Here is a 13431-nt window from a genome sequence, read left to right as displayed (position 1 = left end):
GTCGTCGGTCGAGCCTCCTTGCGGTCAGGAGCGCATGTGCAAGGTTATGCCTTGACGTCCTCGTCCCGGGCCGCCTCCTGTCGCGGGCGGCGGGAGGCCCCCGGGGCGAGGGGCTCTGGGCGGCCCTTGAGCCGGTCGGAGGAGTGCAGCTGCCAGGGCACGCTGATGACCATCACACCGGGCTGGAAGATCAGGCGGGTCTTCAGGCGCAGCGCGCTCTGGTTGTGCAGGATGTGCTCCCACCAGTGGCCGACGACGTACTCGGGGATGTAGACGCTCACCACGTCGCGGGGAGAGCGGCGGCGCAGCGACTTGACGTACTCCAGGATCGGCCGGGTGATCTCGCGGTAGGGCGAGTCGAGCGTCTTCAGCGGCACCGGGATGCCGCGCCGCTCCCACTCCTCCTGCAGCTCTCTGGCCTCCGCGCCCTCCACGCCCACGGTGATCGCCTCAAGCTTGGAGGGGCGGGTGGCGCGGGCGTAGGCGAGGGCACGCAGGGTCGGCTTGTGGATCTTGGAGACCAGGACGATGGCGTGGTTGCGCGCGGGCAGTATCGACTCGTCCACCGCCGACTCGTCGACGGCGAGCTCGCGGGACACGTTCTCGTAGTGGCGGTGGATGCCCTTCATCATCAGGAACAGCACCGGCATGGCCACACAGACGATCCACGCCCCGTGGGTGAACTTGGTGAACAGCACGACCAGCAGGACCAGGCCGGTCATGACGCCGCCGAAGAAGTTGATGGTCCGCGAACGGTACATCTGGTGGCGGACCTTCGGGTCGGTCTCGGTTCTCAGACGCCGGCTCCAGTGCCGGACCATGCCGATCTGGCTCAGCGTGAACGACACGAAGACGCCCAGGATGTAGAGGTTGAGCAGGCGGCTGACGTCGGCCTCGAAGCCCCACAGCAGCAGGCAGGCCCCGGCGGCGAGGATCACGATGCCGTTGGAGAAGGCGAGCCGGTCGCCCCGGGTGTGCAGCTGGCGGGGCAGGTAGCGGTCCTGGGCCAGGATCGAACCGAGCACGGGAAAGCCGTTGAAGGCGGTGTTGGCGGCGAGGAACAGGATCAGCGCGGTGACGGCCGAGATGACGAAGAAGGGCAGCGAGCCGTTTCCGAAGACCGCGTCGGCGACCTGGGAGATGATCGGCTGCTGGTAGTAGCCGGGTCCGGCGGGCCGCCCGTCGATGAGCACGTCCCGGAAGGCGACGGCCGGGTCGGCGACCTTGACCCCCGAGGCCAGGCCGAGAGAGATGATGCCGACGAACATCGTCACCGAGACCAGGCCCATCATCAGCAGCGTGTTCGCGGCGTTCCTGCTCTTGGGCTTGCGGAAGGCGGGCACGCCGTTACTGATCGCCTCGACACCGGTAAGCGCGGCGCAGCCGGAGGAGAACGCGCGCAGGATCAGGAAGGCCGCCGCGAAGGAGGTCAGGTCGGACTGCTCGGCGACGATCTCGTATCCGGCGGTGGGCGCGCGCAGTTCGTCGCCGAGGACGAACACCCGGAAGCCTCCCCACATGATCAGGCCGAGGACGGCGAACATGAAGGCGTAGGTGGGGATCGCGAAGGCCGCGCCGGACTCCCGGATGCCGCGCAGGTTCACCAGTGTCAGCACGATGACGATGAGGATCGCGACCAGCGGCTTGTGCTGGGCGACATAGGGGATGGTGGCCCCCACGTAGTCGACGCCGTTGGCGACCGACACCGCGACGGTCAGCACGTAGTCGACCATCAGGGCACTGGCGACGGTCAGACCGGCGTTCGGGCCGAGGTTGACCGTGGCGACCTCGTAGTCGCCGCCCCCGCTGGGGTAGGCGTGCACGTTCTGCCGGTACGAGGCGACGACGGTGAGCATCACCACCACGACGGCGACGGCGACCCAGGGACTGAAGTGGTAGAAGGAGACTCCGGCCAGCGAGAGGATGACGAGGATCTCCTGCGGGGCGTAGGCCACCGAGGAGAGCGCGTCACTCGCGAAAACAGGCAGTGCGATGCGCTTGGGAAGCAGCTGCTCGTGTAACTGTGTGCTGCGTAGCGCACGCCCGATGAAAAGGCGTTTGACAAGGTCCGTCACCTTCGACACGTCTGCTGATGCTAGTCGTTATTACCCGGCTCCACTCACGCGGCGCTCCCGGGGGGCGCCATACTGGCTGAATACATCGGGAACAAGATCCGCCTCACAGCGACCGGCGGGGGAGCATGCATATCGTGATCATGGGGTGTGGCCGGGTTGGTTCGACTCTGGCGCACATTCTCGAGGACAGCGGCCACTCGGTCGCGATCATCGACCGTGACCCGCAGGCGTTTCGCCGCCTGCGGGCCGGGTTCCGGGGTCGCAGGGTCACCGGGATCGGCTTCGACCGGGATGTCCTGGAAGAGGCGGGCATCGAGGCCGCGGGCGCCTACGTGGCGGTGAGCAGTGGCGACAACTCGAACATCATCTCCGCCAGGGTCGCCCGCGAGACGTTCGGCGTGGACAACGTCGTGGCCAGGATCTACGACTCCCGGCGCGCCGAGGTCTACCAGCGGCTGGGCATCCCCACGGTGGCCACGGTCCGCTGGACCGCCGACCAGATCCTGCGCCGCGTCCTGCCCGAGGGTGCCGAGCCGCTCTGGCGCGACCCCAGCGGGCGCGTGGTGCTGATCGAGGTGGCCTACCACCCCGGCTGGATCGGCGCCCCGGCGCGGAGGCTGGAGGAGGCCGCGGGAACCCGCCTGGCGTTCATCAACCGGATCGGTGAGACCCTGCTGCCCAAGAACGACTCGGTGGTGCAGGAGGGGGACGTGCTGCACGTCATGGCGGCCGAGGCGGACATGGACCGCATCAACAAGGTGCTGTCCGCGGCACCGGAGGAGGGGCACTGATGCGCGTCACCATCGCCGGCGCGGGAGCGGTCGGCCGGTCGATCGCCGCCGAACTCCTGGAGAACGGCCACGAGGTCCTGCTCATCGACATCGACCCCAAGGCCATCAAGATCGACACGGTGCCGCGGGCGGAGTGGCTGCTCGCCGACGCCTGCGAGATCTCCTCGCTGGACGAGGCCGGCCTGGCCGACTGCCACGTGGTCGTCGCGGCCAGCGGTGACGACAAGGTCAACCTCGTGGTGTCGCTGCTCGCCAAGACGGAGTACGGCGTGCCGCGCGTGGTCGCCAGGATCAACCACCCCAAGAACGAGTGGCTGTTCAACGAGTCGTGGGGCGTCGACGTGGCCGTCTCGACCCCGCGCCTGCTGAGCGCGCTGGTCGAGGAGGCGGTCAGCGTCGGCGACCTGGTGCGCCTGATGACCTTCCGCCAGGGCCAGGCCAACCTGGTCGAGCTCACCCTGCCCGAGGACGCACCGGTCGTCGGCCACCGCGCGGGCTCGGTGCCGTGGCCGAACGACACCGCCCTGGTCGCGATCCTGCGCGAGGGCCGGGTGCTGGTACCCACCGCCGACGACCCGCTGGAGGCCGGCGACGAACTGATGTTCGTGGCCAGCCAGGAGGTCGAGGAGGAGCTGGCCGAACTCCTCTCCCCGCACCGCGCGCCGCGCTGAGCGGAGGGGCTTCGGAGCGGTATGACGGTCCGAAGCCCTCTCAGAGGTGCCCGCCAGGGGACGGCGGAGCGGGCTGTCGCTCAGGAGGCCGCGGGCCGCACCGGGGTCCGGCCACGGGCCAGAAGCCACACCATGGCGGCGAGCGCCGCGACCTGGAGCGGCCAGCCCATCGCGATCTTGAGGATGCCCAGCTCGGCGACCGCGTCGTCCCTGCCGATCAGGTAGACGGGGAGCTGCACCGCCACCCGGACCACGCACGGGATCATCAGCAGCCAGGTGAGCCTGGTGCACAGCCTCACCACGGCCGGATCCGCGCGCCACGCGGTCGGGTCACCGGTGACGGACCCGATGAGGAACCCCACCACCGGCCATCGGGTGACGATGGACAGCAGCATCACCACGGAGTAGCCGGCGTTGTAGAGGATGCCGGGCAGGAAGACGTCCTCCGCCTGGCCGGTGCGGGAGGCGAAGAACGCGCCGATGCCGATGCCGATCAGGCTGTTGATCACGAACTGCGGCGTCGAGCGTTGCACCAGCCGCACGACGAGCAGCAGCACCGCGGCCGAGATGCTGACGATCAGGGAGCGCTTCAGATCGGAGGTGGCGATCCACATGCCGGTGAAGGCGATGGTGGGCACGGCGGCCTCGATGACGCCCCGCACCCCGCCGAACGCCTTGGCAAGCTGACTGCGGATCGCGGCCTCGACCGTGTCGTGCGCGGCGGTCTCGCCGGTGGAGGTCATCTTCTCGCTCACCGTTCCGTGGTCATCGATCGCTCACGCACCGCCTGCCGGGCGCAGCTCGTATCTGGGGTTGAACATGACTTTGCGCCCATCCTGAATGCTGACCAGCCCTTCGGCCAGCACCAGGCGGCCAGGTTCGATGCCCGCGATCTTCCTGCGGCCCAGCCAGATCAGATCGATCACATCGGAACCGTCGTAGAGCTCCGCCTCCAGCGCGGGAGCGCCCCCGCGAGGGCGCAACGTCACCGTCCGCAGGGTACCGCTCACGCAGAAGCGTCGGCGCCCGCCACACGAGACGATGGGCGTGGCGCCTTGGCGGTCTAGGTCCTGCTGAAGCTCGTCGGCCTCCAGCTCGGCCTGACCGGCGGTCAGCCGGCGAAAGAAGCCTCGCAGACCGCTCTGTTTATGCGGTTCCTGAGAACCCACGGACCTCTCCTTCACGTACGAGTCGAATCAGCGTACGCGATCCGGCCTCTCAGCGGATCTCCGCGATCTCCGGTCCCCGGTCGAACGGGTCCAGGTCGGGCCTCCTGCCCCCGGCGGCCTGCTGCTCCACGGCCTGCCTGGCCTCGGGGGGCAGCCGGAGCTCGATCGCCTCCTTGGGGGCCATCGGCTCGTCACCGCGTACCACGACTATGTCCCGGACGACATCCTCCAGCGTCGCGGCGACCTCGGCGTCCTGTGCGGCGCGCCCGCTGATCACCGCGCGCAGGAACCAGCGCGGCCCGTCCACCCCGATATAGCGGACCGGCTGCTCGACGCCCTCGGCGGGGATCCTGGCGGCCAGCTCGACGCCGAACGCCCCCTCCCGCTCCTCCGCGGTGCCTCCGGCGCTCTTCACCCCCTCGGCCAGCTCGGCCCTGACCTCGTCCCAGATCCCGCTCCGCTTGGGCGCCGCGAAGGCGTGCACCTGCAGAGCACTCTCGTTGAACAGGACCACCGCACCGACGATCTGGTCGCCGGCCAGGTTGAGCTGGACCTCGAAACCGGGACCGACCGGCAGGCGCATGCCTCCGAGGTCGACCCGCTCACGCTCGGGGTAGGGCTCGTCGGCGTCCCACGGGCCCGACTCCCGCGCCGGGACCTGCGGGGTCTCGTCCACCGCGGCCTTGGCGGCCGGGGACTCCTCACGACGGCGACGTCGGAACATTTTCCTCACACTCCTTGAAGTTTCGCTGGTAACTCATCCCCCGCCGGATACGGCGGCGGGTGGCCTCCGGGGCCGAGGGTGCGCCCAGGTTCCGGATCATCGTCCGCCACCTCCCTCACCTCGTCGGAGTCACTCCCTGTCAGCGGCCCGTGGACCCGAACCCGTCCGCGCCTCGCACCGATCCGGGCAACCGGTCCGCCTCGTAGAACACCGCCCTCTCCACCTTCTGGATCACCAGCTGCGCGATCCGGTCCCCCCTGCGCAACCGCACGGTGTCCTTGGTGTCGGTGTTGAGCAGCGTCACTCTGATCTCGCCCCGGTACCCCGCGTCCACGGTGCCGGGCGCGTTGACGAGCGTCACACCGTACCTGGTGGCCAGGCCCGAGCGCGGGTGGACGAACGCGGCGTACCCATCGGGCAGCGCGATCGCCAGCCCGGTGCCGACCGCGGCCCGCTCTCCGGGGAGGAGTTCGACGTCCTCGGCGGCGTGCAGGTCGGCGCCCGCGTCACCCGGGTGGGCGTACGACGGCGGCGGCAGGTCGGCGTCGAGCCGGTGGATCAGCACCTCGACGGTGTGGGTCACGGGTTCACCTCGTACTCGTGATGCTCGTCGATGATCGCCTGGGCGTCGCCGTGTTCGGCGAAGTGCTCCATGCCCACCTCGATGAAGAGCGCTGCGGCCCGCACGGCGACCGGGCCGTCCGGGGAACCGATCCGGCCCTCAGCCTCAAGGTACGCCTTCCTGCCCGACATGCCGTTGCACCAGGCGCGCATATGCAGGACGGTACCGACCGGAACCGGGGCGAGATAGTCGGTCTCCAGCCTCGCGGTGACGTAGGGGCGCTGGAAGAGCCAGACCAGCATGCCGATGACCTCGTCCATCGCCGTGGCGAGCACGCCGCCGTGCGCCAGGCCCGGCGCCCCCTGGTGCGCCGTTCCCACGGTGAACGTGGCGACCACCGTGACCCCGTCAGGGGTGACGGCGGTCAGCCGCAGGCCCGTCGGGTGGTCCTCACCGCAGCCGAAACAGCCGCTGTAGTGGGAACCGAGGGTGGCGCCGGGGGCGGGCCCGCCGGGGAGCGGCCGTGGAAGGACGGCGTCTGGCGGAGGGGTGGTCAAGGCGGAACGAGTCACGGAGCAGAACGTTACCCCCTGGGCTGCGGTGATTCCTCATCCACCGGCTTTCCCGCTTCCGCCGCCGGTTCCGCCCCGCCCGGGTCGGGATGCGGCGAGGCCGGTGGCAGGGCGAGCGGTTCGTCACTGCTGAGCTCGGGCAGCGCCCGGTAGATCACGGCGGCCACCGGCACCGCCACCGCGGCCCCGGCGATACCCGCCAGGATGCCGCCCACGGCCAGCACCAGGATGATCGCCAGCGGGTGGAAGTGGAGCACCCTGCCGACGATCAGCGGCTGGAGCACGTGGTTCTCCAGCTGCTGCTCCACGATCAGGATGCCGATGAAGATCAGAGCGTAGATCGGCCCCTTGGCGCCGAGGGTGACCAGGGTGGCCACGGCACCGGCGAAGAAGATGCCGACGATGGGGATGAAGCTGGCCAGGAAGATCAGCACCGCGAGCGCCGCCCAGAGCGGCACCCCCATCCCGGCGAGCACGATGCCCATGACCACGCCGTGCACGGCGGCCACCGCGACCGTGCCCTGCACGTAGTGCGAGAGCGTCACCCAGGCGGTCCGCCCGGCCCTGTCGACGCGCGGCGCGACCCCGCCGAACCCCTTCAGGAACCACGACCAGATCCGGTCGCCGTCCTTGAGCATGAAGAAGGTCACGAACAGCAGCAGCACGATGGAGGCCAGCACCTCCAGCGCCACCGTGGCGCCGGTGAGGACCGTCTGGGTGATCTCGTTGCGCTGGTTGGTCATCTGCTTGCCGATCTCGTCGACCCAGCTGCTGATCTGGGTCGGCTGCAGATGCAGGGGCCCGGTGTAGAGCCAGTTCTCCACGTCCTTGGCCGTCCGGCGCACCTGGTCGACGAGGCCGGGGAACTCCTCGTTGGCACGCGCCCCGATGATCCAGCCGGTGCCGCCGAGCACCGCGAGCGCGACGATCATGGTGACCCAGGTGGCGTAGATGGGCCGCATGCCCATCGCGCGAAGCCGCCTGGTGACCGGGAACAGCAGCGCGGTCAGCAGGAGCGCGATGGCCACCGGCAGTATCACGATGTGCAACGTCGCGATGAACTGGGCGAAGTAGAAGACGGCCCAGCCGATGATGATCAGGCAGAGGCTCCACATCGCGAGGCGCAACACCGTGCGAGGTACCAGGTTCGTCAGGCGCTCCCGATCTGATGTCACACGTTCCAGACTGTCATGCCGGGAAGAGAAATGCGCGAGGGTTGTCGCAGGGACATGGAAAGCGGCGGCCCGGCCGTACGACGCCGCCGTGGATGCGCCCACCGGCGGTGACGGAGGCGGAGACCCACCCGCTTCGGGGCCGGGCGTCGGCCCACCGGGCCGGACGCCCGCCCTGTCGGGTCCGGGCGCCGACCCGCCGGGGCCGACGCCCGGCCGACCGGGATCAGCGCCCGCCCGGTCAGGGGCAGGCACTCACCCGGCTGAGGTCAGCGCTCATCCGGCGGGCGGGAGATCACCCTGTCTTCGAGGTAGCAGCTGCAGTTGCCACATCCTGGCGGCATGCCTGTCCTCCTCTCACCTGTCCTGCTGCCTTGACCGTACGACAGGATTCCCCGACGGCGAGGACAGATTCGCGTGCGCCCGGGGTCAGGTGAGGACGACCTCCACCACCAGGTCCCCCTCGCCCTCCTGGAGCACGAACTCGTCGATGACGCCCGCACCGCACAGGTCGTCCTGCGCCCGGCGCACGAGGTCGGTCCCGGCGCCGGTGACGATCAGCCGGGAGACCTCCGCGCGCATGGAGAGGCGGGCGTCGGACTTGGCCTTGCGGACCCGGCCGAGGACGGCGGCCACCACGGGCAACAGCTCGGGATCGCCTCCCCGCTCACGCGCCTGGGGCCAGGCCGCCCGGTGCACCGAGCCCTCACGCCACCAGGACCAGACCTCCTCGGTGACGAAAGGCAGGAACGGGGCGAACAACCGGAGCATGACGTCGAGCGCCTCCCGCAGCGCCGCGTGCGCCGAGCGCGCCGCAGTGCTCCCACCGTTCCCACCACTCCCGTCATTTTCGTGCGCGGTGTTCGCGTCGTCGTAGGCCCTGGCCTTGACCAGCTCCAGGTAGTCGTCGCAGAACTCCCAGAAGAACCGCTCGGTCCGCTCCAGCGCGCGGGTGTAGTCGTAGCCCTCGAAGGCCTCGGTGGTCTCGTGGACCACCTCCGACAGCCGGGCCAGCATCGACAGGTCGATCGGCTCGGTGACCTCCCCGCCCCCCTCGCCCAGGTTCAGGACGAATCTGGAGGCGTTCAGGATCTTGATGGCCAGCCGGCGGCCGACCTTGATCTGACCGGTGTCGAATGCCGTGTCGGTGCCGGGACGGCCGCCGGCCGCCCAGTAGCGGACCGCGTCGGAGCCGTACTGCTCCAGCAGGCCGAGCGGGGTGACCACGTTGCCCTGGGACTTGGACATCTTCTTGCGGTCGGGGTCGAGGATCCACCCGGAGATCGCGACGTGGCTCCAGGGCAGGGTGCCCTGCTCCAGATGGGCACGGACCACGGTGGAGAACAGCCAGGTCCGGATGATCTCGTGGGCCTGCGGGCGCAGGTCCATCGGGAAGACCCGCTCGAACAGGTCCCGGTCCCGCTCCCAGCCCCCCGCGATCTGCGGCGTCAGCGAGGAGGTGGCCCAGGTGTCCATGACGTCGGGGTCCCCGATGAAGCCGCCCGCCTTGCCCCGCTGGTCCTCGGTGTAGCCGGACGGGACGTCGGCGGAGGGATCGATCGGCAGCGCGGACTCGGGCGGCACGATCGGCGCGGAGCGGTCGGGCTCGCCCTCGCCGTCCAGCGGGTACCACACCGGGATGGGCACGCCGAAGAACCGCTGCCGGGAGATCAGCCAGTCGCCCGCCAGGCCCTGCACCCAGCTGTCGTAGCGGACCCGCATGTGCGGCGGGTGCCAGGACAGCTCCGCGCCGCGCGCCAGGAGCGCGTCGCGCAGGGCGAGGTCGCGTCCGCCGTTGCGGATGTACCACTGGCGGGTGGTGACGATCTCCAGGGGCCGGTCGCCCTTCTCGTAGAACTTCACCGCGCGCCGCACGGCGCGGGGCTCGCCCTCCATGTCGCCCGACGCGCGCAGCAGCTCCACGATCCGCTCGCGGGCGCCGTGCACGGTCCTGCCCGCCAACTCCGCGTACGGCTCCCCCGGCACGCCCTCGGGCGCGTCCGGCAGCAGCCTGCCGTCCCAGCCGATGACGGCGCGGGTGGGCAGGTCGAGCTCGCGCCACCAGACGACGTCGGTCACGTCGCCGAAGGTGCAGATCATCGCGATGCCCGAGCCCTTGTCCGGCTCGGCCAGGTGGTGGGCGAGAACCGGCACCTCGACACCGAACAGCGGTGTCCTGACCGTGGTGCCGAACAGCTGCCGGTAGCGTTCGTCGTCCGGGTGGGCAACGAGCGCGACGCAGGCGGGCAGCAGCTCGGGGCGGGTCGTCTCGATCCAGACCCGGTCACCGAACCCCCTGGCCCGCTGCTCCTCGGACAGGCTGAAGCCCAGCCGGTGGAAGGCGCCGGGCCACTCCCGGTCCTCCAGCTCGGCCTGGGCGACGGCGGTGCGGAAGGTGACGTCCCACAGCGTGGGCGCCTGGGCCACGTACGCCTCCCCCCTGGCCAGGTTGCGCAGGAAGGCACGCTGGGACGCGGTCCGCGCGGCGTCGCCGATGGTGGCGTACGTCAGCGACCAGTCGACCGACAGGCCCAGACGGCGCCAGAGCTCCTCGAACACCTTCTCGTCCTCGACGGTGAGCCGCTCACACAGCTCGATGAAGTTTCCGCGCGAGATCGGGATCTGCCGTTTGGGATCGGGTTTGGCGGGGGGCTCGAACGAGGGGTCGTAGGCGATGGAGGGGTCGCAGCGCACGCCGAAGTGGTTCTGCACCCGGCGCTCGGTGGGCAGGCCGTTGTCGTCCCAGCCCATGGGGTAGAAGACCTCGCGCCCGCGCATGCGCTGGAAGCGGGCGACGGTGTCGGTGTGGGTATAGGAGAAGACGTGGCCGACGTGGAGGGAACCGGAGACGGTCGGCGGCGGGGTGTCGATCGAGTAGATCTCCCCACGCGTGCGCGACCTGTCGAAACGGTAGGTCCCCTCGGTCTCCCAGCGGCCCGACCATACGGCTTCCAGGCCATCGAGAGTCGGCTTCTCGGGCATGGGCGCAGGGCGCGGTCGCTGTTGTGTCATGCCTCCCTATGGTATGGCTTCACGCGATGCGACGCTCGGGGAGACTAGTGTTCTTGATGCGGACAGAAAACGGGAGGACCACATGGCCGACAAGAGCGAGAAGCAGGACATGGCGTGGCGAGCCATCGGTGGCCTGCTCGGCCTCATCACCGCCTGGAGCGCCAAGAAGGTCATCGGGTTCGCCTGGGAGAAGAGCACCGGCAAGAAGCCGCCCGCCGACAGTGAGTCGCCGGACATCAGCCTCGGCGAGGCGATCGGCTACGCCGTGGTGATGGGGGTCGGCATGCAGGTGGCGCAGATCGTGGTCGCCCGCAGCGCCAGGAGGCGCTATGACGCGTGGAAGTCCCTGAAGGGGGCGGCCAAGGACGTCACCGGCTGACGGCCGCCGAACGCCCCGGCCCCGCCGGGGCCGGGGAGGACATGGGTCAGGACGACTCGAGCGAGGTGAGAAACTCCTTCGCCCAGCGGTCCACGTCATAGGTGGACACCCTCCGGCGTAGCGAGCGCATCCGGCGCGACAGGTCGTGCGGAGTCGCCCGCATCGCGGTCAGCATGATCCGCTTGAGGCCGTCGACGTCGTAGGGATTGACCATGAACGCCTGACGCAGTTCGTCGGCCGCCCCGGCGAACTCGCTGAGCACCAGCGCGCCGCCCAGGTCGTTGCGGCAGGCGACGTACTCCTTGGCGACCAGGTTCATCCCGTCACGCAACGGCGTGACCATCATCACGTCCGCCGCGAGATAGAGCGCGGCGAGCTCGTCACGGCCGTACGACTGGTGCATGTACTGCACGGGCTGCTGCCCGAGCTCTCCCTGCTCGCCGTTGATCCGGCCGACCTGGAGCTCGATCGAGTCGCGCAGCCGCATGTACTCCTCGACCCGCTCCCGGCTCGGCGTGGCGATCTGCACGAACACCGCCTCGCCCGGTTTGATCGTTTTCTCCGCGAGCAGTTCCCCGAACGCCTTCAGACGCTGGCCGATGCCCTTGGTGTAGTCGAGCCTGTCGACGCCGAGCAGTATGCACTCGGGATCGCCCAGTTCCCTGCGGATCTCCCTGGCCCTGGAGATGATGTGCGGCTCGCGGACCAGCGAGTCGAGCTCGCCGAAGTCGACGGAGATGGGGAACGCCCCGGCGCGCACCACCCGGCCGTCCACGTAGATCTCGTGCTTGTGGTGCTGGAGGCCGAGCAGGTGGCGGCAGAGCCGGATGAAGTTGGAGGCGCCGCCGGGGCGCTGGAAACCGACCATGTCCGCGCCGAGCAGTCCCTCCAGGATCTCGCGCCGCCACGGGAGCTGGACGAACAGCTCTATCGGCGGGAAGGGGATGTGCAGGAAGAAACCAATGCGCAGGTCGGGGCGGAGCTTGCGCAGCATGGCCGGGACCAGCTGGAGCTGGTAGTCCTGGACCCACACGACCGCGTTCTCCGCGGCCTCCTCGGCGGCGGCCTGGGCGAAGCGCTCGTTGACCGCACGGTAGGCGTCCCAGGTGACACGCGAGTAGACGGGGGTGGCGACCACGTCGTGGTAGAGGGGCCAGAGTGTGGCGTTGGAGAAACCCTCGTAGTAGAGCTCGACCTCGTGCTCGAACAGCGGGACGGGGACGAGCTGCATGCCGTCGTGCTCAAAGGGTTCGAGCCGTTCGCCGGGGGCCCCGTGCCAGCCGATCCAGGCCCCTTCCCTGCGCTGCAGGACCGGGGCGATCGCGGTCACGAGGCCGCCGGGGCTGCGCCGCCACATGTCCTCCCCCACCCGGTCGACGGGGAGGCGATTGGCGACGATCACAAACGTACTGCGGCCCGGCACAGATTCCTCCAGGTAGTCGGGGGCTTACTGAATTAACTACCCGTTTGAGGAGTTTCTATGGCTTTCCAGGCGGAAGGGCATGATGAACCCGCAGATCACTCCGTACCATCTCGCCGAGTTTCTTCGTGGCGGCGCGGTTGAGGACCCCTCCCGCCACAGCGCCGGTGAGAAAGGGACCCAGGGTGGTGAGGTGGCGTCCGAGAGTGCGCATCAGCCTGTTGCGCAGGGCGGTCTTGGTGGCGGCGCCGAGCGCGACGGTCATCGTTCCGGGGGACATGGGGTCGACACCGCGCTGTCTGGACCAGGCCGCCGCGAAGGCCATGGCCCGCTGGGAACCGTTGCCGGGCACCTGCATCCCGTACACCTCGTGGAGCTCCGCGATGAGCTTGACCTCGATCGCGGCGACGACGAGGGTCTCGGCCACCAGCTGGGCGGGGGCGGAGAGCAGAAGGGGAGGAGTGGCGAACTCGGCCGCGGCGACGGCCCCGCCGATGGCTCCGACCGTCATGGTGGCCTTGGCCGCGGTGCGCACCAGGTCGTCCGCCAGCGCCTCGGCGGTGAGGCCGTGGTGGTGCTCGGAGAGGGTGTGCAGGTCCCGGATGGGAATGCGGGGCGCCACGGCCATGAACGCGTCGGTCAGCCAGCGGCCCCGGCCCGCCCCCGGCTCCCTGGCCTTCCCGGCTCTCCGGGTCAGTGCTTTCGTGAGGCGGCCGAGCAGCTTTCGCCGCTCGGCCCCATCCATGTCACCCGGCTCCGCGAGCCGGCCGACGATCTCGGCTACTTCCCGATCAGACGCGTCGGACGACTCCCCGGCAGTGGAGTCGTCCGGCGCCGCATCGGTCTGCCTGTTCTCTGACGTCATGTCTCGGAACCTCCTCAAG

At 69.7% G+C, this 13431-nt stretch carries 13 protein-coding genes; 3 read left to right on the top strand and 10 right to left on the bottom strand.

Features of this window, described 5'->3' with window-relative positions:
* Positions 1 to 44 precede the first annotated feature (44 nt).
* Complete coding sequence (locus tag AB0K21_RS23620; protein ID WP_343967578.1) at positions 45 to 2084, bottom strand: APC family permease; 2040 nt, start codon at positions 2082 to 2084, stop codon at positions 45 to 47.
* 116 nt (positions 2085 to 2200) lie between these two features.
* On the opposite strand from AB0K21_RS23620, the gene AB0K21_RS23615 reads away from it, so the two are divergent.
* Both AB0K21_RS23615 and AB0K21_RS23610 read left to right on the top strand, forming a co-directional pair.
* Complete coding sequence (locus AB0K21_RS23615) at positions 2201 to 2866, top strand: TrkA family potassium uptake protein (protein WP_343967580.1); 666 nt, start codon at positions 2201 to 2203, stop codon at positions 2864 to 2866.
* Positions 2866 to 3537 carry a TrkA family potassium uptake protein gene (locus AB0K21_RS23610; protein ID WP_030914802.1) on the top strand — a complete coding sequence of 224 codons (672 nt, stop codon included), beginning with the start codon at positions 2866 to 2868 and terminating at the stop codon, positions 3535 to 3537. The genes AB0K21_RS23615 and AB0K21_RS23610 overlap by 1 nt, the downstream gene beginning before the upstream one ends.
* 80 nt (positions 3538 to 3617) lie before the next feature.
* On the opposite strand, the gene AB0K21_RS23605 is transcribed toward AB0K21_RS23610, so the two are convergent.
* The 7 genes from AB0K21_RS23605 to valS form a co-directional block, all read right to left on the bottom strand.
* Positions 3618 to 4280, bottom strand: coding sequence for a DUF3159 domain-containing protein (locus AB0K21_RS23605; protein ID WP_343967686.1), 663 nt, complete (start codon positions 4278 to 4280; stop codon positions 3618 to 3620).
* Positions 4281 to 4313: 33 nt separating this feature from the next.
* A complete protein-coding gene (locus AB0K21_RS23600; protein WP_030914810.1) occupies positions 4314 to 4706 on the bottom strand; it encodes an OB-fold nucleic acid binding domain-containing protein in 393 nt (130 codons plus the stop codon).
* A 49-nt stretch (positions 4707 to 4755) separates the two neighbouring features.
* The gene (locus tag AB0K21_RS23595; RefSeq protein WP_343967584.1) at positions 4756 to 5430 is read right to left on the bottom strand and encodes a DUF3710 domain-containing protein; all 675 of its coding nucleotides are present in this window, start codon (positions 5428 to 5430) and stop codon (positions 4756 to 4758) included.
* A 139-nt stretch (positions 5431 to 5569) separates the two neighbouring features.
* Complete coding sequence (gene dut / locus AB0K21_RS23590) at positions 5570 to 6013, bottom strand: dUTP diphosphatase (protein ID WP_343967586.1); 444 nt, start codon at positions 6011 to 6013, stop codon at positions 5570 to 5572.
* Complete coding sequence (locus tag AB0K21_RS23585) at positions 6010 to 6564, bottom strand: PaaI family thioesterase (RefSeq protein WP_343967588.1); 555 nt, start codon at positions 6562 to 6564, stop codon at positions 6010 to 6012. The genes dut and AB0K21_RS23585 overlap by 4 nt, the downstream gene beginning before the upstream one ends.
* 11 nt (positions 6565 to 6575) lie before the next feature.
* Positions 6576 to 7739: an AI-2E family transporter gene (locus AB0K21_RS23580; protein ID WP_343967590.1), complete on the bottom strand. Its 1164-nt coding sequence runs from the start codon at positions 7737 to 7739 to the stop codon at positions 6576 to 6578.
* Between the two features lie 426 nt (positions 7740 to 8165).
* A complete protein-coding gene (gene valS / locus AB0K21_RS23575; RefSeq protein WP_364153157.1) occupies positions 8166 to 10748 on the bottom strand; it encodes a valine--tRNA ligase in 2583 nt (860 codons plus the stop codon).
* An 82-nt stretch (positions 10749 to 10830) separates the two neighbouring features.
* Between valS and AB0K21_RS23570 the strand changes: the two genes are divergently transcribed.
* Positions 10831 to 11127 carry a DUF4235 domain-containing protein gene (locus tag AB0K21_RS23570; RefSeq protein ID WP_343967594.1) on the top strand — a complete coding sequence of 99 codons (297 nt, stop codon included), beginning with the start codon at positions 10831 to 10833 and terminating at the stop codon, positions 11125 to 11127.
* A gap of 46 nt (positions 11128 to 11173) precedes the next feature.
* Here the strand turns inward: AB0K21_RS23570 and AB0K21_RS23565 are convergent, their stop codons facing one another.
* Together AB0K21_RS23565 and AB0K21_RS23560 are read right to left on the bottom strand one after the other, a co-directional pair.
* On the bottom strand, positions 11174 to 12550 hold the full coding sequence (locus AB0K21_RS23565) for a trehalose-6-phosphate synthase (protein WP_343967596.1): 1377 nt from the start codon (positions 12548 to 12550) through the stop codon (positions 11174 to 11176).
* A gap of 55 nt (positions 12551 to 12605) precedes the next feature.
* Positions 12606 to 13412, bottom strand: a complete 807-nt coding sequence (locus AB0K21_RS23560; protein ID WP_364153153.1) for a hypothetical protein — start codon at positions 13410 to 13412, stop codon at positions 12606 to 12608.
* Between the last annotated feature and the right edge of the window lie 19 nt (positions 13413 to 13431).

Origin of the sequence: Streptosporangium sp. NPDC049248, from assembly GCF_040678965.1 — a bacterium.
Classification (GTDB): Bacteria; Actinomycetota; Actinomycetes; order Streptosporangiales; family Streptosporangiaceae; genus Streptosporangium; species Streptosporangium fukuiense.
The sequence above is the reverse complement of the archived record's forward strand: the minus strand, read 5'-3'. Positions and strand labels throughout refer to the sequence as shown.